The sequence below is a fragment of the Chryseobacterium sp. PCH239 genome (genome assembly GCF_018924625.1).
Lineage (GTDB): Bacteria > Bacteroidota > Bacteroidia > Flavobacteriales > Weeksellaceae > Chryseobacterium > Chryseobacterium cucumeris.
In genome coordinates, this window is the sequence record NZ_CP073027.1 from 389,127 (window position 1) to 409,035 (window position 19,909).

The 19,909-nt window shown below is 36.7% G+C and carries 20 protein-coding genes; 9 read left to right on the forward strand and 11 right to left on the reverse strand.

The window, feature by feature from the left end; all coding sequences use genetic code 11:
- The first annotated feature begins 189 nt into the window (after window positions 1-189).
- The 4 genes from KBP46_RS01910 to apaG all read left to right on the forward strand — a co-directional run bounded on the left by KBP46_RS01910 (window position 190) and on the right by apaG (window position 5,935).
- Complete coding sequence (locus KBP46_RS01910; RefSeq protein WP_062675060.1) at window positions 190-1,230, forward strand: SRPBCC domain-containing protein; 1,041 nt, start codon at window positions 190-192, stop codon at window positions 1,228-1,230.
- A gap of 125 nt (window positions 1,231-1,355) precedes the next feature.
- On the forward strand, window positions 1,356-4,172 hold the full coding sequence (locus KBP46_RS01915) for a 2-oxoglutarate dehydrogenase E1 component (protein WP_062675058.1): 2,817 nt from the start codon (window positions 1,356-1,358) through the stop codon (window positions 4,170-4,172).
- Between the two features lie 39 nt (window positions 4,173-4,211).
- Window positions 4,212-5,465 (forward strand): 2-oxoglutarate dehydrogenase complex dihydrolipoyllysine-residue succinyltransferase, encoded by a 1,254-nt coding sequence (odhB, locus tag KBP46_RS01920; protein ID WP_110010291.1) that lies wholly within the window; start codon window positions 4,212-4,214, stop codon window positions 5,463-5,465.
- 80 nt (window positions 5,466-5,545) lie between these two features.
- Entirely contained in the window at window positions 5,546-5,935 is a 390-nt protein-coding gene (apaG, locus tag KBP46_RS01925) for a Co2+/Mg2+ efflux protein ApaG (protein WP_062675055.1), read from the forward strand.
- A gap of 67 nt (window positions 5,936-6,002) precedes the next feature.
- On the opposite strand, the gene KBP46_RS01930 is transcribed toward apaG, so the two are convergent.
- The 3 genes from KBP46_RS01930 to KBP46_RS01940 all read right to left on the reverse strand — a co-directional run bounded on the left by KBP46_RS01930 (window position 6,003) and on the right by KBP46_RS01940 (window position 8,644).
- The gene (locus KBP46_RS01930; RefSeq protein WP_062675053.1) at window positions 6,003-6,557 is read right to left on the reverse strand and encodes a 3'-5' exonuclease; all 555 of its coding nucleotides are present in this window, start codon (window positions 6,555-6,557) and stop codon (window positions 6,003-6,005) included.
- A 218-nt stretch (window positions 6,558-6,775) separates the two neighbouring features.
- The gene (locus tag KBP46_RS01935) at window positions 6,776-7,753 is read right to left on the reverse strand and encodes a glycosyltransferase family 2 protein (RefSeq protein ID WP_216444496.1); all 978 of its coding nucleotides are present in this window, start codon (window positions 7,751-7,753) and stop codon (window positions 6,776-6,778) included.
- Window positions 7,754-7,759: 6 nt separating this feature from the next.
- Window positions 7,760-8,644 (reverse strand): lysophospholipid acyltransferase family protein, encoded by an 885-nt coding sequence (locus tag KBP46_RS01940; protein ID WP_216444497.1) that lies wholly within the window; start codon window positions 8,642-8,644, stop codon window positions 7,760-7,762.
- An 80-nt stretch (window positions 8,645-8,724) separates the two neighbouring features.
- On the opposite strand from KBP46_RS01940, the gene KBP46_RS01945 reads away from it, so the two are divergent.
- Window positions 8,725-9,297: a thioredoxin family protein gene (locus KBP46_RS01945; RefSeq protein ID WP_062675047.1), complete on the forward strand. Its 573-nt coding sequence runs from the start codon at window positions 8,725-8,727 to the stop codon at window positions 9,295-9,297.
- 106 nt (window positions 9,298-9,403) lie between these two features.
- Here KBP46_RS01945 and KBP46_RS01950 read toward each other — a convergent pair whose 3' ends face one another.
- A complete protein-coding gene (locus tag KBP46_RS01950) occupies window positions 9,404-10,765 on the reverse strand; it encodes an aldehyde dehydrogenase (RefSeq protein WP_216444498.1) in 1,362 nt (453 codons plus the stop codon).
- Between the two features lie 190 nt (window positions 10,766-10,955).
- On the opposite strand from KBP46_RS01950, the gene KBP46_RS01955 reads away from it, so the two are divergent.
- Complete coding sequence (locus KBP46_RS01955) at window positions 10,956-12,635, forward strand: hypothetical protein (RefSeq protein WP_216444499.1); 1,680 nt, start codon at window positions 10,956-10,958, stop codon at window positions 12,633-12,635.
- Between the two features lie 17 nt (window positions 12,636-12,652).
- Window positions 12,653-13,162 (forward strand): hypothetical protein, encoded by a 510-nt coding sequence (locus KBP46_RS01960; protein ID WP_120231374.1) that lies wholly within the window; start codon window positions 12,653-12,655, stop codon window positions 13,160-13,162.
- Window positions 13,163-13,164: 2 nt separating this feature from the next.
- On the opposite strand, the gene KBP46_RS01965 is transcribed toward KBP46_RS01960, so the two are convergent.
- The 4 genes from KBP46_RS01965 to KBP46_RS01975 all read right to left on the reverse strand — a co-directional run bounded on the left by KBP46_RS01965 (window position 13,165) and on the right by KBP46_RS01975 (window position 17,305).
- Window positions 13,165-14,727 carry an MFS transporter gene (locus KBP46_RS01965; protein ID WP_216444500.1) on the reverse strand — a complete coding sequence of 521 codons (1,563 nt, stop codon included), beginning with the start codon at window positions 14,725-14,727 and terminating at the stop codon, window positions 13,165-13,167.
- A gap of 270 nt (window positions 14,728-14,997) precedes the next feature.
- Window positions 14,998-16,044: an HlyD family secretion protein gene (locus KBP46_RS01970; protein WP_216444501.1), complete on the reverse strand. Its 1,047-nt coding sequence runs from the start codon at window positions 16,042-16,044 to the stop codon at window positions 14,998-15,000.
- Window positions 16,045-16,049: 5 nt separating this feature from the next.
- Window positions 16,050-16,469 carry a TolC family protein gene (locus KBP46_RS23425; protein ID WP_253297157.1) on the reverse strand — a complete coding sequence of 140 codons (420 nt, stop codon included), beginning with the start codon at window positions 16,467-16,469 and terminating at the stop codon, window positions 16,050-16,052.
- Entirely contained in the window at window positions 16,466-17,305 is an 840-nt protein-coding gene (locus tag KBP46_RS01975) for a TolC family protein (protein ID WP_253297158.1), read from the reverse strand. Before KBP46_RS01975 ends, KBP46_RS23425 begins: the two co-directional genes overlap by 4 nt.
- Before the next feature lie 214 nt (window positions 17,306-17,519).
- On the opposite strand from KBP46_RS01975, the gene KBP46_RS23430 reads away from it, so the two are divergent.
- A complete protein-coding gene (locus KBP46_RS23430) occupies window positions 17,520-17,855 on the forward strand; it encodes a hypothetical protein (RefSeq protein ID WP_253297159.1) in 336 nt (111 codons plus the stop codon).
- Entirely contained in the window at window positions 17,852-18,271 is a 420-nt protein-coding gene (locus KBP46_RS23435; RefSeq protein ID WP_253297160.1) for a helix-turn-helix domain-containing protein, read from the forward strand. Before KBP46_RS23430 ends, KBP46_RS23435 begins: the two co-directional genes overlap by 4 nt.
- Window positions 18,272-18,613: 342 nt before the next feature.
- Here the strand turns inward: KBP46_RS23435 and rplI are convergent, their stop codons facing one another.
- The 3 genes from rplI to rpsF form a co-directional block, all read right to left on the reverse strand.
- Window positions 18,614-19,111, reverse strand: coding sequence for a 50S ribosomal protein L9 (gene rplI / locus KBP46_RS01985; protein WP_047429787.1), 498 nt, complete (start codon window positions 19,109-19,111; stop codon window positions 18,614-18,616).
- A gap of 110 nt (window positions 19,112-19,221) precedes the next feature.
- Window positions 19,222-19,524, reverse strand: coding sequence for a 30S ribosomal protein S18 (rpsR, locus tag KBP46_RS01990; RefSeq protein WP_002979091.1), 303 nt, complete (start codon window positions 19,522-19,524; stop codon window positions 19,222-19,224).
- 32 nt (window positions 19,525-19,556) lie between these two features.
- Window positions 19,557-19,898, reverse strand: coding sequence for a 30S ribosomal protein S6 (gene rpsF / locus KBP46_RS01995; RefSeq protein WP_034695444.1), 342 nt, complete (start codon window positions 19,896-19,898; stop codon window positions 19,557-19,559).
- Between the last annotated feature and the right edge of the window lie 11 nt (window positions 19,899-19,909).

Genomic DNA, 19,909 nt, shown 5'->3' on the forward strand with positions numbered 1-19,909 from the left:
GTAAATTCAGGTTTATAAGGTAAGATGAAATGTTTTAAATCAGAAAACTACTAGTGATCATCCGCCAAATAGTGTCCTGCAGTTTCCCTCACCCCGCTTCCAGCCTTTAACAGGGTTAATTATTGTTAAACATACAACTAGAGTGATCAGCATATTGTTCACTCTTTTTATTTGTATTATTTTTGTGCGATGCGTATTTTTAAAATCTTAGCGGTAATCATTATTCTTTTGGGAGGAGCGTATGCTGCTTCCATGTATTATTTTGTAGATGAAAGTAAAAACTTTACGATTGAAAAAGAGATCGACTATCCTGTGGATAAGGTTTTTGCTCAGTTTAATAACCTTCAGAATTTTACAAGATGGAATAACTTTTTTACCAGTTCACCCTCTATAGACATTGATTATTATACGCCTTACGAAGGGCAGGGAAGTGCCATCAGCTATGTAGATCCTAAAAATGATACCGACGGAGAAATGTTCATCAGGTATGAGAACCTTAATAAAACGTTGAAATATCAGCTTTTTGAGGATGAAAATGAAAATCCGACATTGGTTGATGTCAAATTCAAACCTGTTTCTGCAGAAAAAACAAAAATCATATGGTACGTACACACTCCGAAACTGCCGGTCTGGAAAAGAGTGGAAAACTTCTGGACTGAAGACCGTTTTGCTGAAAATATCAATAAAAGTATGGTGAATCTTAAAAACTCTTTAGGTAATAAAGTGGAAAAAGATAACCAGATGGCAGCCATCAAATATGATAGTCTCATGGTAGAAAATGAAGAGGACAAATTGTTGTTGGGGATCAATGTAAGTACCTCAAACAAAAAAGATGCGCTGTACAAAAATATCGTGATGAATTATAACAAAGTCTATAATTTCGTAACGATGGATCTTGGTAAAAGAGATGATGAATTCGGATATCCGGTTCTCATTACTGATGCGGATAATTACAAAGACAAGGAGGTTTCTTATTTCCTCGGAATTCCACTTTCTAAGAAAATAGGAGTGTCTGATAATAATTTCAATTTTAGGTCCGTAAATCCGTCTCAAAATTACGTAATGTACTACAAAGGGAATTATGAGGGACGAATTCGGGCAATCCAGCAGCTCATTCAGAAAGCCAAAAAAGACGAGATGCGCTTCGGAGATATCCGTCAGACCTTTATTGAACGTCCGATGGAAGGTCAGGAGGTAAACGTTAAGCTCTCATTATCAGTGTATAAGTGATTTTTTTTTATTTTATTTTTTCTTAAGTTTTTTTAACGGTTTCAGACTGTTCTAACTCGGTTTTTTTTATTAAATTTGAAGATTAATTCTACAAATAAATTTTAATAAATAGATAAACTGTAATAATGGACAGATTTTCATTCCTAAACGCAGCTCATTCTCAGTTAATTGAGGATTTATACCAACAGTACTTAAAATTCCCGGACTCTCTAGAACCATCATGGAAAGCTTTCTTTCAAGGCTTCGATTTTGCATTGGAGAACTACGGAGATGACGATAACACTCAATTTATTCAGGCTTCAGCCAATGCTGCCCCGGCAGTACAACAACAGATTTCTCAGGCAGTATCCAATGGAGAAGTTCCTGAGCATATCAAGAAAGAATTTAAAGTAGTAAACCTTATTGAGGCTTACAGAACGAGAGGACACCTTTTTACAAAGACTAACCCGGTTAGAGAAAGAAGACACTATACCCCTACTTTAGACATCGAAAACTTTGGACTTTCTAAAGAAGATTTAAATACAAAATTCAACTGTGCAGTTGAAACCGGAATGAAAGAGCCTGCTACGCTGGCAGACCTTATCAAGCACCTTGAAAACATCTACTGTGATTCTATCGGAGTAGAATACATGCACATCAACAACGTTGAGGAAAAAGATTTCATCAAAAGATGGCTTCAGGTAAATGAAAACCACCCAAGTCTTTCTGCCAACGAAAAAACAGAAATCTTATTAAAATTAAATCAGGCGGTAGCTTTTGAAAACTACCTTCACACAAAATTTGTAGGACAAAAAAGATTCTCGTTAGAAGGAGGTGAAACATTAATCCCTGCTTTAGATCAGCTGATCTCAAGATCTTCTCAGTTAGGAGTAGATGAAGTAGTATTAGGAATGGCTCACAGAGGTAGACTGAATGTTTTGACTAACATTTTCGGAAAATCTTACAAGCAGATTTTCTCAGAATTTGAAGGAAAAGAATTTGAAGAAGATGTATTCTCTGGTGACGTTAAATATCACTTAGGTTCTTCTAAAAAAATCAAAACTGCTTCAGGAGAAGAAGTTTGTATCAACCTTACGCCAAACCCGTCTCACCTTGAAACAGTAGCTGCTTTGGTAGAAGGTATCTGCCGTGCAAAAGTAGATGACAAATACAAAGACTATTCTAAAGTATTGCCAATCATCATCCACGGTGATGGAGCTATTGCCGGACAGGGTATTGCTTACGAAGTGGCTCAGATGATGACTTTGGAAGGATACAGAACTGGAGGAACAGTTCATATCGTTGTGAATAACCAGGTTTCATTTACAACGAACTATATGGATGCAAGATCTTCAACATATTGTACAGACATCGCAAAAGTTACAGAATCTCCGGTAATGCACGTAAATGCTGACGATGCTGAAGCGGTTGTTCATGCCATCCACTTTGCTGCTGACTTCAGAGCAAAATTTGGAAAAGATGTTTATATTGACCTTTTAGGATATAGAAAATATGGTCACAACGAAGGGGATGAGCCAAGATTTACTCAGCCTAACCTTTATAAAACCATTTCAAAACACCCGAATCCAAGAGAAATTTATAAAGATAAATTATTAAAAGACAGCGTTACTTCAAATGATGTAATTGCTAAAATGGAAACGGAATTCAAAGCTCTTCTGGATAAAGATTTTGACGCTTCTAAAGAGATTGAGAAAAACGTAATGGATGTGTTCATGGCTGAAGATTGGGTAAACTATCCAATTGGTAAGAGAGGAGCAGTTCAGTTACCGGTAGATACAAAATATGATTTAGCGAAGCTGAAAGAATTGGCGCTTAAAATGTCTACACTTCCGGCAGATAAAAAGTTCATCAATAAAATTACAAGACTTTTTGAAAACCGTATCAAAGCTATTGAGGCTAACTCATTAGACTGGGCGTTAGGAGAGTGGTTAGCTTATGCAACACTTCTTGTAGAAGGTCACAATGTAAGAATCTCCGGAGAAGATGTGGAAAGAGGTACATTCTCTCACAGACATGCTGTAGTAAAAACAGAAGATACAGAAGAAGAATACATCCCGTTAAGACACGTTTCTGAAAACAGATTTGATGTATTCAACTCTCACCTTTCAGAATATGGTGTACTTGGTTTCGACTACGGATATGCAATGGCTTCTCCAAATACATTAACCATCTGGGAAGCTCAGTTCGGAGATTTCGTGAACGGTGCTCAGATTATTGTTGACCAGTATTTGGCAGCTGCAGAAGAAAAATGGAAAATTCAGGACGGATTGGTAATGTTATTGCCTCATGGTTCAGAAGGACAAGGAGCAGAGCACTCTTCAGCAAGATTGGAGAGATTCCTTACCCTTTGTGCTAATGAAAACATGGTAGTAGCCAATATTACTTCACCTGCCAACTATTTCCACTTATTGAGAAGACAGTTGAAATGGGCGTTCAGAAAACCATTGATCGTAATGAGCCCTAAATCTCTGTTGAGACACCCTAAAGTGGTTTCTCCGCTTGAAGATTTTGCAAACGGTGCATTCCAGCCGGTATTAGACGATCCTGCTGCAGATCCTAAAAAAGTAGAGAAATTAGTTCTTTGTTCAGGTAAACTGTACTTCGAATTATTAGCGAAGAAAGAAGAACTGAACTGTGAAAACATTGCATTAGTAAGATTCGAGCAATTATATCCGCTTCAGACAGATGCTATTGAAGCGATCTTCAACAAATATGAAAACAGAAAACAACTGGTGTGGGCTCAGGAAGAACCTGAAAACATGGGGGCATGGTCTTATATCCTGAGAAACTTCAGAGATACAGGAATTCAGGTAGTTGCGCCGGTACCAAGCGGTGCTCCGGCTCCGGGTAGCCACAAAATGTTTGAGAAAAACCAGAATGCAGTGATCAACAGAGTTTTCGACAGAGATGATGCTCCTGCAAAAAGACCAGTAACAGCTTAATTTAAATAATAATCAATTAAAAAATAAAAAATACTCGATATGTCAGTTTTAGAAATGAAAGTTCCTTCACCGGGCGAATCAATTACAGAAGTTGAAATTGCAACTTGGCTTGTAAAAGATGGTGATTATGTAGAAAAAGATCAACCTATCGCCGAAGTGGATTCAGATAAAGCAACTCTTGAATTGCCTGCAGAACAAAGTGGTGTTATCACTTTAAAAGCAGAAGAAGGTGATGTGGTACAAGTAGGTCAGGTAGTTTGTTTAATTGATATGGATGCTAAAAAGCCGGAAGGTGCTGCACCTGCTGCTGAGGCTCCAAAACAGGAAGAGGCTCCGAAAGCTGCTGAACCTGCTAAACAGGAAGCTCCAAAACCTGCTGCGCCGGTAGCTGCGCCACAAACTTATGCAACAGGAGCTCCATCTCCGGCTGCTAAGAAAATCCTTGACGAAAAAGGAATGGATGCTGCACAGGTTTCAGGAACAGGAAGAGACGGAAGAATTACTAAAACTGATGCTGAATTAGCAGCAGTACCTGCATTAGGAGGAAGCCCTCTTACTGCAACAGGTTCAAGATCTACTACAACGACTAAACTTTCAGTTTTAAGAAGAAAAATCGCTCAGAGATTAGTTTCTGTGAAGAATGAAACAGCGATGTTAACTACCTTCAACGAAGTTGACATGTCTGAAATCTTCAGATTGAGAAAACTGTATAAAGAAGAATTTGCTCAGAAACACGGAGTTGGACTTGGTTTCATGTCTTTCTTCACAAAGGCTGTTACAAGAGCATTACAAATGTATCCTGATGTAAACGCATCTATCGATGGTGATTTCAAAGTAAACTATGATTTCTGCGATATTTCAATTGCTGTTTCAGGTCCTAAAGGATTGATGGTTCCTGTATTAAGAAATGCAGAAAACATGTCTTTCAGCGCTGTTGAAGCAAACATCAAAGATCTTGCTACTAAAGTAAGAGACGGTAAAATTACAGTTGACGAAATGACGGGTGGTACTTTCACCATTACAAACGGTGGTACTTTCGGATCTATGATGTCTACACCAATCATCAACCCTCCTCAATCTGCAATTTTAGGAATGCACAACATCATCCAGAGACCGGTTGCTGTTGACGGACAGGTAGTAATCAGACCAATGATGTACGTTGCAATGTCTTATGATCACAGAATTATCGACGGTAAAGAATCTGTAGGATTCCTTGTAGCGGTAAAAGAAGGTATCGACAACCCTGTTGAAATTTTAATGGGAGGTGACGAAAGAAAAGGCCTTGGATTATAGTTTTTAATAAAATTATAACATAATATATGATCTCGCCTTAAAAAAGGCGAGATTTTTGTATTTATTAAGAAAATACTACAATGATGTTTTCAAAAATGACTTCCAATATCAAAGTTTCAGTAATACCTGAATATGATAGTAAAAACAGTTATCCATCCGAAAACCGTTACGTTTTTAAATATAATATTACGATAGAAAATGACGGAAGCTTTCCTATCAAAGTATTGAAAAGAAAATGGTTGATTTTTGATGTGGGATTCGGGTACACAGAAATTATAGGCGACGGAGTGATCGGATTGACTCCCGAGATAGGAACCAATGAAAATTTTGCTTATTTTTCCAATGTGATGCTTCGTTCCGGAGTAGGTAATATGAGCGGAAAATACCTGGTTAAAAACATGGAGACACAGGAAACTTTTGAAATTGATATTCCAAAATTCAACCTGTTGTCTGAAGTGTTGAGTAATTAATAACAGATGTCCTGTCAGAAAGTACAGGTTTTTACAAAGAACCCGGGTTCTATTGTTTGTAAGATAACTAAAGCTTTTTAATTTTTGCTTTCATATACTCATTTACTTCATCATTACTGGTGAGGAAGAGTTTTTCAAATGCCAGTAAAGATATTTTGGCACATACCTCCGCATCAGCTCCTGCTCTGTGATGGGTAAAATCAATTTGATGATATTCTGCTAATGGCTTCAGCCCATATTTCGGAAGATAATTCCATGATTTCTTGGCAAGCTGAATACTGCAAAGATAGTTCAAGTTGGGAGTAAACATTCCGTAATGCTGCAGGCATCCCCTTAAAACAGAGGCGTCAAACCCTGCATTATGAGCAATCATAAGACTTCCGTACATCATATCCTGAGCTTCATACCATATTTCATCAAAGGTAGGTGCATCTTTTACATCTTCCGGCTGAATTCCATGCACCGCAATGTTGAATTTACTGAAATAGGGAAAACTCGGAGGTTTGATCAGCCAGGTCTTTGTTTCTACAATTTTAGAATCCTGTACGATACAAATCCCCATCTCACACGCTGAACTTTTCTCGTGTGTTGCCGTTTCAAAATCTATTGCACAGAAATCCATTGTCTTAAAATTATAATTAGTTGTGGGATTGCGGGTTGTTTTTTGTTGTTGGTTCTCTGGTTTAAGGTTTTGAACCTAAGATTAATTAAAGTTATAAATTTTACTCTAATAAATCCTTAGTTCACTATAGGTAAGAAAGTCGTAATTTTTAATCAATCCCTAATCCCTAATCCCTAATCCCTATAACCTATAACCTATAACCTATAACCTATAACCTCTCATCTGCCACCTAAAAAATGCTTAAAAATCAGCCATTTTGATTGATAAAAATCCTTCTTCTGATGGCTTTGACGAAGTTTCCAAGTTCCCGGAATGTGACTATAAAACGCAAAGTGAGCTCTCAATACAGCCCACAGATGGGAAATGCCATACTTAATTCCAAAATACACTCCGGCGATGCCATCTAAGCATAGTCTGATCAAAATTATCAAAATTACCTGTGGAAAGGGAAGGTTTTTAAGCATCATGGAAAGATTATTTCTCATGTTTAAATAAGTCTTCTGTGCACTCTGCTTGTTGAGTGTTCCACCGCCTACATGATAAACTTTGGAGTTTCCTGTATAATAAATCTTTTTTCCTGAATTAATAAGCCTCCAGCAAAGATCAATTTCCTCCTGGTGAGCAAAAAATCTGGCATCAAAACCATTCTGCTCCCAAAAATCTTTTGAGCGGATGAAAAAACAGCATCCTGATGCCCAGAAGATCTCTGTTTCATCATTATATTGGCCTTTATCTTCTTCCAGATCATCAAATACCCTTCCCCTGCAATAAGGATATCCAAGATTATCTATCAAGCCGCCGGCAGCTCCGGCAAATTCGAAATAACTTCTGTTATGATAAGATAAAATTTTGGGCTGTACTGCGGATATAACTGGGTTGTTTTCTAACAATTCCAATACAGGTTCTGTCCAGTTCTCAGTAACTTCTACGTCAGAATTGAGAAGACAGTAATATGCATGTCTGATGGATTTTAATCCTTCATTATAGCCGCCTGCAAACCCATAGTTCTTATCATTTTTAATAATATGTACTGTAGGAAAATTCTTTTGTAGAAACTCAACAGAATCATCTGTAGAAAGATTGTCTATCACATAAATATCCGCATTCTGAGAAAATTGTACTACACCCGGAAGAAATTTCTCAAGCCAGTTTCTGCCGTTCCAGTTTAAGATGGCAACTGCCAGTTTTTTCTGCATGTCAACCTATTTTTTTTCGGAATCAAAATTTTTGATAGAGTCCTGATATTTCCATTTTCTGTGTGACCAAAGGTAATTGTCAGGATATTTGTGTAAAGTGTTTTCCAATAATTTATGAAATTTTCTCACGACCTCATTTTCTGTAAACTTTTCACCATCCGGATATATTCTGTGATAATTAACCTGATAATAGCCGCGTTTTACCTTTTTCATTTCACAATAAATGAATACAAGATCCATTCTTGTGGCCAGCCTGTCATAGCCTATGAAAGCAGGAGTACGCTGATTTAGAAATTCTAATCCGTAAGTGACATGAGCATGGTGAGGCGTTTGATCGGCTACAAACATATACGCTGAATCTCCGTTGTTTTTAGATCTGAAAATATTCAGAATAACCTCATTGGCTTCCAATGCTTCGTTTCCAAATTTGTTCCGGACTTTCTTCATCTGATTTTCCCAGAAATCACTGTTTACTTTTCTGTAAACGGGATGGCAGTGTGCCTGAGGAATAATTCTTGCCAGTGCATTGATCCATTCCCAATTGAAAACGTGGCCTGCCAAAAGAATAATATTTTTTTCTTCCTCTTTAGCTTCGTGAAATAAATGCTGATTGATATGCTGCATTCTCACTCGGGATTCTGTTTCCGAAATGCTGAAAGATTTGATGGTTTCTACCAGATAATCTGAAAAATTGAGGTAGAATTTTTTTCGGATCTCTTTGATCTCTTCTTCAGATTTGTTGGGAAAAGAGTTTTTAAGGTTTTGAGTAATAACCTCTTTTCTGTATCCTACAATATAATAATTAAGGAAGAAGATGACATCCGAAAAAACATATAATATTTTCAGCGGAAGCTTGGAGATCAGATATAATATTTTGATTAGAAAATTCATAAAACACGCAAATTTAGTGATAATAAAATTATGGTTCTATTTTTGCAGAAGGATATATATTATTTTTTTACTTTTATATTATGAAAAAATTGATAATATTCGCTTTCCTGGGATTAAGTACTTTCGCTTTTTCACAAAATGCAAAAAATTCGCCCGAAAAAGGAAAACAAAAAACAGCTCTTATAGTGCCTGCTGAGGAGGCTAAATTAGAAGCTCAGAAAAAGGCAGCTGAAGAAAAGGCTAAGCTTCCTAAACCTTACGATCCAAAAGCAGATGCTCAGGCTGATATTAATAAACTGGTTGCTCAAGCTAAGAAAGAAGGAAAGAATGTGATGATCCAGGCTGGTGGAAACTGGTGTATCTGGTGTCTTCGTTTTAACAATTATGTACAGACTACTCCTGAACTGAAGGAATTAGTAGATAAGAATTATGTATACTACCATCTGAACTTTTCTCCGGACAATAAGAATGAAAAGGTTTTTGCTCAGTATGGAAATCCGGGTGAAAAATTTGGTTATCCGGTTTTTATCGTTTTGGATAAGGATGGGAAAATGATTAAAGTTCAGCAAAGTGATGTTCTGGAAGAAGGAAAAGGGTACAGTAAAGAAAAAGTAAAAGAATTCTTTACTACCTGGGCCCCAAAGAAAGGATAAAAATATAAAACTGCTTCAGAAATGAGGCAGTTTTTATTTTTATGCATTGATTTATGAATATTTTATAATACAATTCGTTAAATCTTTACAAATATAACCTTCAGCATTACATTAATTTCTTTATCCAGCTTAATTTTTTCTCTGAATAAGGCGGATATTTGATATTCGGTTCTCCCCAGGTTGCTTTTTCAAGAACTGCTTTTGGGTGTGAAAAGGTTTCGAAACCATATTTTCCATGATAATTCCCAATTCCTGAATTGCCTACTCCTCCAAAAGGAAGATGATCATTACTTAAATGCATCACAGTATCATTGATACAGCCTCCTCCAAACGACAATTTACGGGTGAAGTTTTCTTTTTCTTCAGAATCATTGGTGAAAAGATAAGCGGCCAGCGGTTTTTCAAGTTCTAGAACAGAATTAAGAGCTGCATTGTAATTTTGAAAACTGATGACAGGCAGGAGAGGTCCAAAAATTTCTTCCTGCATGATTTCGTCATTCCAGTCTATATGATTCAGAATTGTAGGCTCGATATAGAGTTTTTCTTCATCAAAATTTCCTCCTGAATAGATTTTTTCTTTATCAATTAGACGTACCAGGCGTTGAAAATTCCTTAGGTTAATAATTCTTGTATATTGTTCAGAGCCATTATCATATTTGAATTCTTTAATATATTTTCTGAGCATTTCCAGAAACTGCTCCTGAATGGTTTCTTCCACCAGGAGGTAATCGGGAGCTACACAAGTTTGCCCGGCATTGAGAAATTTTCCCCATACGATTCTTTTGGCTGCCATTTCGAGATTGGCATTTTTTGTAACAATAGCTGGAGATTTCCCACCGAGTTCCAGCGTTACAGGGGTAAGATGCTCTGCTGCTGCTTTGTATACAATTTTTCCGACTTTTGTACTTCCTGTAAAGAATATTTTATCAAACCTTAGTTTTAAAAGAGCGGTTGTCTCCTCAATACCTCCTTCATACACATACAGATATTCAGGCGGAAAGTTTTCATTGATGATTGCTGCCATTGCTTTCATTGTATTCTCTGCTATTTCACTAGGCTTCAGAATACAACAATTTCCGGCAGCTATTGCCGCAATAATTGGAGAAAGGGATAATTGATAAGGATAATTCCAGGCTCCGATGACGAGTATACAGCCAAGCGGGTCAGCGTAAATTTTACTGCTTCCCAGCTGATTGACAAGATTGGTTCTGACTTTTTTAGGCTTTGAAAAGGATTTTAAATTTTTGATATAATAATTAATATCATTCAGAATAAAAGATAATTCTGTAGTGAAAGTATCAAATTTTGATTTTCCAAAATCTTTATTAATTGCTTCATACAGCCTATTTTCATTGGAAATAATAAGGTTTTTAAGCTTTTCAAGATACATTTTCCGGAAAGCTAAGCTTTTGGTTTGCTGTGTTGCAAAAAAATCTCTTTGCTTCAATAGAATACTCTCAATTTCCATCGGTGACTTTTATAATATTAAACGTTCTTATTTTCAGGATCGTATGGGTTAGAAATTTATTAATAATACTTAAATATTGATTTAAATAAAATCATTTTATGTTATTTTTTAATTAATATAATGATAAATATTATAAAACTCATTATTTGGTGATAAAAATTTTGTAATTTTATTTATATAAAATTTAAGGATGAGAAAATTACTCTATTTATTCCCTTTATTCTTTTATTATTTCAGTTACGCACAATGTACAGGTTGCGATGTTCAAAATCCTACCGATCCCAATTATCATTTTCCTGATAATACAACAGTCTGCTTTACTTCCGACATGACATTCAATAATCCGACGTTCGGGACAAATGCTAAGATTTGCATTGCATCTGGTGTTACCTTGCAGTTTCAGAATAGTATAAGCGGAGCGGCCAATGCTCCTGCAAGACTTGAAGTACATGGAACACTCAATTTTAATCAGACCATAACGAGCGTTGCCAATCTCAATGTTCATGTTTTTGATACCGGGAATATAACAGTAGGCGGAGGGAATGGAAATCTCACCATTGACGGACAGATCAATGAAATTGTCAATGAGGGGCTCATAGAACTGGGAGTTTTGCAATTAGGAAATAATTCCAACAATAAGATTGATAATTTTGGAAATCTGAATATTAACGGAAACCTGAATATGAGCAGCTCTGCTACCACTTTATTCAGGAACGAAGGGGGCGGATTGATATTTATTGGCGGTAATTACGGGAATAACGAACAGAGTGTGTATGTCAATTGTGGAACCATTATCTCTCAGAACGGATTTAATATTAATGGCGGTAAAATTATCAATACTGGAATTTTTACAGTTGGGGGAGATATTAATTTGTCCGGAAGCAGCAGCGAGATTTACAATTTTGGACTTTTTACCTCTACGGGAAATATGAATAATGCCCCTTCTGATGCTGTTATTTATAATGAAGGAGAACTGGCGCTGAACCAGTATCAAGGTGGAAATGCTGCTATTCAGGGACCTTCTTCATCTACAAAAAAAGGATATATCGTTTTGCAAAATCCTATTCAGGTGGGAAATGTTGTGATTGGTCCTAATCTCGATTTCCGAAGAACTACAGGAGGATCTGATCCAGGCACGGTTTTTATGAACAGTAATCCAGGTTTTCTGACGAATGTTACCTATGATTGTGCTTCTACCAACAGCTGTAGTGCACCTTTGATCATTAATCCCGGATTTTGTCCTGCCATTAATGGAGATTTGCCGCCAATGGCTGTAGATGACACCTATACTATCGTTGCAGGAGGATCCTCTGCAGGAATTGTTCTGGATAACGACTTTGAAACGTATGGTGGAGCACAAGCAACCCTTTCCAATGTTATTTTATCTCAGGTATCCACCTCAAATTCCAATATTTCATTGAATACTACGGATGGACATATTCTGGCAGCTCCGGGAACTCCTCCAGGTAATTATACTTTAGTTTATCAAATCTGTCAGACCGCTTCCCCGTCAAATTGTGATACAGCAACGGTAACCGTTACGATTCAAGGGACTGTACCTTGTTATAAACCTGCTGCTACAGCAGGAGCTGTTCTTACTCCGGATTTTGGAATTACTTCATTAAGCAGGGCTGATAAAGGAGGAAACAACTGGCCTGGTGTAAGAAAAGGAGCTTGGGCTGTACTGGAATCAAAGAATAAAGGTTTTGTTCTTAACAGACTTACCGATGTTCAGGTAGCAGCTATCCCACAGGCAGACCTTAAAGAAGGAATGATCATTTATAATACGACACAAAATTGTCTGCAGGTTAATATTGACGGAACTGCCACAGGCTGGAAATGTTTCAATACCCAAACCTGTCCGGATTAATAAAAACCTAATTCGTTATGAAAAAAATAGTCTTAATCATTATAATAACAGCATCCGGAATCTTTAATGCTCAGGTTGCTTTAGGAAAAACGACATTAGAATCAGCTTCATCATCTATTGAGTTTGGAAATGAAAACCGTGGTATTGTTCTTCCTTGGGTAACTAATACCTCGGACATTCAGAATCCTGTGAATGGTACTCTGGTTTTTGATACTTCGGATATGAAGGTGAAAGTGTATCAGAATAACCTTTGGAAAGATCTTTCAGTAGACACAACTGGTACTGCTGACACCAGTCTTCAGGATAGTTTGACAGATCAGCCTGAAGCAAAGGTTTCTGTAGGAACACCGTCATCCGTTTCCGGAATTCTGGTGCTTGAAGATAGTAATAAAGCCATGATTTTACCAAAAGTAACTTCTCCTCACCTTAATATTATCTCACCTGCTGCCGGTATGATGGTTTATGATACTCAGAAAAAGCAACTGGCTGTTTTCAACGGAACAGTATGGTCTTTTTGGGGAGAGTAATTCTACATAATATTTCGTACTGCTATTTTTACAGGATGATACAATAGTAGCCCAATTGCAGTAATAAGAGCCAGCCAGAACAGGCCCGTGAAAATTTCCATATTGGAAAGTAGAATAGACTGAGCTGTTATTTTAGCTTTAAAAGCGCCTGTTGTCATGGATAAAGAATCATTCACTGGCAGTTTTGAAATATTAGCACCGAAAATCTGGCTCCATTGATTGTAAAAAACAGGATTGGTGTCTGTAAGGTTAGCGCTGAGTGCATCGGAATGTTTTAGTGTTAAAAATAGCATCAGGTTTTGCATCAGAGCATATCCGATAGCGGTTGTCCAGAATCGGGCTGTTGTACCCAACGCAGTAGCATTGGACACATATTCTTCCGGTGTTCCTGAAATCAGAAAGAAAACAAGAGGTGTAAATAAGAATCCCTGAGCAACACCCTGCAGAAATAAAGGAGGACAGATGGTAGAAAGGGTAGTGTCAGGATAAAAAGTATAGGTAAACCATGCACAATCTATGGCCAGTAAAAGAAATCCGGTGAAGAAAACAATTCTTGAGGAAATTCCCCTAACCAGACAGATTCCTGACAACAAAATACCCAAAAGAGTTCCTGCTACATTCCAGTACTGGATGTTCACAATATAATCCCATGGCCATTTCCATACGGTAGCCATGATGCTGTAGACATTATTCAGTCCGGAACGGATCAGATAAAAGATGAAAAACAGGATCATTCCTGCAATGACATTTTTAGAACTGAAAACTTCGAAATGGAACAACGGTCTCTTGGAATTTCTTTGTTTCAACATAAATAAGCCTCCGGAAAGAAGAAATATAAACAGACACATGATAATGGTATCAGACTCGAACCACATCAGTCTTTTACCATAAATAATGGCATAGCCGCCAGCCTGCAGGCATACCCAAAGAAGAAACCAGCTTGTAATATCCAATTGATACAAAGGTTTTTTAGGAAAAAATCTGTTTCTGTTGAACAGAGCAATACCGATGATCAGTACAAACACATGGAAGTAGACCATCATCAGAACCATATGTTGGAAATCGTAATCTTCAATACTTGATTTTAACAGGGAAGTCGTAATAGTTCCTCCGGTCAGCATAATCGTATACATAAAAAGATATGCTAAGACTTTGGCGTGCTTTGTTTTTAATTCTGCGATAATTAAAGGCAGGAAAATGGCACCTTCGAGCAAACCGAAAATTCCTTCCAAAAACCGGATCACCAATATCACATGATAATCATTGGTGACTGATAAAATATAAAGAATAATCACCGAAATAGAGGCCATCAGCAAAACATAGTATTTCACGCTGAAATAGGCCATAAATCTCTGTAATACTAAAAGGGTAACCACAAATGTCCCATACATCAAAATCATTAAATACTGGATGTCATCTGAATCTACATCCATAAAAGAAGATGTGAAGGCGCTGTTAGAATGTAAAAGCGACAACAACATCAGGTGGGGAAACAATGCCAGTATAAGAAGAGGCAGTTTCAGCCATTGTGGTACCCATTTATGATAAACTGTATTATGTTGCATAATTTTTATGGTGATAAAAAGCAAAAAATCGTTTTTCTGCTGTTTAATCTGAATGAAAAATGCGAAAAGACAAAGGGCAAAAGGGTGTAAAAGTAAAAGGTAAAACGGCAAATATGCTTGAAGAAAAAATTGGCAGATTTGCTATTTTGCGGTTTGCCTTTTCGCTAAAAAAATAATTTAATTTGAAAATTTGAAAATGGGAGAATTTGAAAATTAAATTAAACCGAATATTTTATACTCTATTACTCTCAAACACACCCACTCTCAAACTTAAATCTTCTTCGCGCTCACCAGAACATTCATTCCGGAAAGCAGCTTTTCATTGTTTTTGTTATTATCCAGAATAATTTTTACGGGAAATCTCTGTTCTATTTTCACAAAGTTTCCCGTTGCATTATCGGGTTTAACTAAGGAAAACTGAGAACCTGATGCAGGAGAAACGGAAAGAATTTTCCCTTTAAACTCAACATCGGGATAAGCATCCGCAGTAATAATTACTTCCTTACTCTGGTCAATCTGTCCAAGTTGTGTTTCTTTGTAATTGGCAATGATCCATTTCTCTTTGCTGACAATCTGTACCAAGGCCTGACCTTCTTTAATCAATTGCCCTTCCTGAATGGTCTTCTTTCCTACCCATCCGTCATAAGGAGCCGTAATTACCGTATAAGAAAGATAAAGCTTCGCATTGTTAAGACTGGCAGAACTCTGCTGGATCTGGCTTTTTACAGGGGCAACTTTGGTTTGTTGTTCGTTCGCTCCGGCTTTTACTGCATTTTTCTGCTGTTCCAATGCCAAAAGATTGGCTTTTGACTGTTCATAAGAAGCCTTTACATTTTCAAATTCCTGTTCTGTGGCCGCATCTTCTGTTAACAGGTTTTTATATCTTTTGTAATCCTGTTCTGTTCTCCAGATGTCAATTTTTGCTGAAGCAATTTTAGCATCAATAATCTTTGTATCACTTTCTTTGGTGCTGACACCGCTTTCGATAGTACTGATGGTTGCAGTGTTAGCGTGAAGATTGGCCTCAGCCATATGTACCTGATTCACAAACTCTCTGTTGTCAATGACGATTAATGTATCACCTTTATGTACAAACTGGTTTTCGTTAAACTTTATCGTTTTGATAAACCCTGAAACCTTACTGGATACAGGCGTAATATATTGCTCGATCTGCGCATCATTCGTCGTCACATTTTTTCTCGAAAAAAGATAAAAGCTTACCATTCCTGTGATTCCACTGATGATCAGGATCCAGGCCAGTAAAGTAATGGACTTGTTGATTCTTTTTTCTTTTTGTGTCAATTGTTTCTGTGCCATAGTTTTTATAAGTTCCCAATTGTATATTGGAGTTGGTAATATTTAAGTTGTCGGTTAATTTTTACGGAAATAAGATTAGATTCAGCTTCCAGATACGTATTGTCTGCATCTATCAGTTCAGTAATAAGGCTAAGCTTATTGGCATACTTTGTTCTTACAATACGATAGTTTTCTTTAGCCTGATTAATTGCTTCTTCAGCAATTTTTACCTTCTGGTCTGTCTCTTCAAACTTTTTATAAGCCTCATAAACATTGTGTCTTACATTTTCCTCATTTTCTTCAATCTGAAGTTTGGCAAGATCAATATTTTCCCGTGCTTCCTGCATTCTGTATTTATTTTTGTACAGATTCTCGATAGGATAGGTAAGATTTACCCCTACCATTCCCAGACGATATGCATAGGGTTCGGGAGGAAAGAACATCATATTCGGATATTTAAAAAATATTCACCGCCAGCTGTAATTTTAGGTAAATAATTAGCTTTGGTAATCTTTTGATCCAATTCTTTCAGGGAAAGATTCTTATGGGTAATTTCAACAGACTCATTTTTGTTTAAAGCAGTTTCTGTAAGCTCATCAACATAAGGAATGGCAACATTGTCTGAAATAAGATCTTCTGTGTTGACATGTATTTCCTGATTTTCAGGAAGCGAAAGAATTGTTTTCAGTTTGTGTTCTGCGATCTGAATATCATTATCCAGTTCCGTCCAGCTCATTTTGTGATTGGACAACTGAAGTGATGTTCTTAAGACTTCATTGACCGTTACAACACCATTAGCTTTCAAAGCTTTTACCTGCTTGATGTTTACAGAATCTTCCTTCATTTTATCATTAATCAGACTCTGCTGCTCTTTTAAATGATGGATCTGTAGAAAAGCAGTAATAATGGTCATTTTAAGCTGTCTCTCATCGAGATGGGTTTTTAAAGCAGAAATTTCAGTGTCAATAGCCGCTTTCTTTTCTGTATTTTTAATTTTTCCTCCCATATAAACCGGGATCGATGCTGATAATGTAAAATCATACATTCCATTGATTACATCATACTTGGTGGCTTTATTAAATACACCATTCTGATGCTGGAAAAGGTTGGTTATCTGATTATAGCTTGTATGAAATTCAATGTCCGGGAGTTTCTCCATCTTGAGATCTTTCTCTTTGGTAACGGACATTTCCTGTTTCAGATGACTGATCTGTATGTTTTTGTTGTTTTTCAAACCAATCTCTATAGCTTGCTTTAAGCCGAGATGCTGGTAATCGATCATCTGTGAATGTAAAAAACTGCTCAATAATAAGCACAACGCAATGCACATATACCGGCATGCGTTCAATATGATATTCATAAATTAATTAAAGGATTTTTGCTAAAATGATTTTGATGCAGCAAAGTTACGGTGAGAAGCCACAGACCCTATTTGTGAAAACAGAAAAAGATTTGCTCATTTACGCCAATTTGGAAATTCTTCTTACCTTTATGGAATGAACGACAGCCATTTTAAAGCGGTAGAAGAAGATGATGCCGAATTTTACGTTTATCATGTCCTTACCGGAAATGTAACCACAGAGATTCATTATCACAGTTCAGCACAATTAGTCTATGCAGAAGGCGGTATTGTGCATGTTTTTACGGATCAGAAACACTGGTATCTTCCTGCCAGATGCTTTATGTGGATTCCTGCCGGTACACCACATTATATTTTTCTACCAGTCCAAAGGTTGATTTGTATAACTTTTATTTTAAAAAAGAAGAGAATGAAAGTGGCTTTTTTGATGAAATCAATATTTATTCCGTCAATAATCTCCTTAGGGAAATGATTTTCTATACTAAAGACTGGGATGGGAAAATCACAAAAAATGATACCTCAAAATATTATTTTCTCAAAGCTCTTAAAGGAGTTTTGCAGGAAAAGAAACATAAACATCTGGCATTTCCGATACAGCATCCTTTCCCAAAAGATGAAACATTGCTGAAGATTGCAAGATATATTCATGCTAACCTTGAGAAGCCTCTTACGATTGAATCTACGGCAAAAGAATTTGGTATGAGTACAAGAACCCTTTCCAGGAAATTTAAAGAGATTCTGGGCATGAATTACGTTCGCTTTCTGAGAGCGTTGAGAATTACCCGTTCCCTTGAGCTGATGCTGGAAGGAAAATACAATATGTATGAGATTGCCATGATGGTAGGGTACAACAGCCTCTCGTCTTTTAGTAATATCTTCAAAAGGTAATTGGAATGGCCCCTACGGAATATCAGCATAAATTGAGAGGGGATAAGTAGTGAGTTGGAGGGGTTGAGAGTTTGAGATTCGGGTTACGGGGTGTGAGGTAACGGTTTATAGTGTGGAATAGATTTTCCTACCTGTTCTTCGTACAGGTTGTTAAAAATATAATTTAACGAGTAATAGCTGTTAAGATTTCCTATATTCCCCTTCCCTGAAGGGGTGGATTTTTGCAAAGCAAAAAGACGGGGTAGTTAATATCAATCTTACTTCAAAGTCACCCTATACAAAAGAAAAACCACCTCAATAAATTGAAGTGGTCTTGTATTGTGAGAAATTCTCAGTTGCTTATTAAGCTTCTTCAGTTTTAGCTTCTTCTTTTTTAGGAGCTGCTTCCACTGGAGCATCAGATACGATATCAAACTCGTAGTTGTACTCAACATTTCTGTGAAGTCTGATAAGAGCTGCGAATTTACCAGTTCTCTTGATCGTGTTACCAGGAATTTTGATGTATTTTTTCTCTACAGAAACACCAGCTTTTTCTAAAGCAGCAGATAGATCAGCATTGTTGATAGATCCGAATAATTTGTCACCAGCACCTACTTTTGCAGGGATCGTGATAGAAGTTTTCTTCAATTGCTCAACTACAGCGTTAGCAGCAGCGATTAATTTAGCTTCTTCTTCTTTTCTAGCTTCTAATGTAGCTTCTAAAGCAGCTTTGTTTTTAGGCGTAGCTAAAAGAGCAATTCCTTGAGGAATTAAGAAGTTTCTAGCATAACCTGGCTTTACGTTTACTGTATCAAACTCAAGTCCTAAGTTTTCTACGTCTTTTTTTAGGATAATTTCCATTGTTGTTGTCCTTTTTAAGATTTTAGGTTGTATCTAAAATCAAGTTAGAATTAATGATGTATTCAGCAACAAAAGAAGAGGAAAAACCTCTTCTCTTATTTATTTTTGTCTTATTTCAATAAGTCAGCTACGTATGGTAGTAAAGCAAGGTGTCTTGCTCTTTTGATAGCAGCAGAAACTTTTCTTTGGTATTTTAAAGAAGTTCCGGTGTATCTTCTTGGTAAAATTTTACCTTGCTCGTTTACAAATTGTAATAAGAAATCAGCATCTTTGTAATCAACGTGCTTAATTCCGTATTTTTTGAATCTACAATATTTCTTTTCAGATTTTGTATTGATATCAAGTGGAGTAAGGAATTTTACTTCTGATTCTCCTCCTGCTGAGGCTTGTTTAGCCATTTCATCTATTGCCATGTCTTGTCTTTTTTAAAAAATAGGGTTAATAATTAAGCTTTAGCTGCTTTTACTTTAGCTCTTCTTGTTACAGCGTACTCTACAGCGTGCTTGTCAAGTTTTGTAGTAAGGTAACGGATTACTCTTTCGTCACGCTTAAATGCTAATTCTAAATCAGCAACTACAGTACCTTCTCCTTTAAATTCGATTAAAGTATAGAACCCATTCTTTTTCAATTGAATTGGGTAAGCTAATTTTTTTAATCCCCAGTTTTCTTTAGCAACGATTTCGCAGTTCTTTTCTTTGATTAGATCTACATACTTGTTCACTGCTTCCTCTACCTGTGCCTCAGATAGAACGGGAGTTAAAATGAAAACAGTTTCGTAATTGTTCATAATGTTAAAAA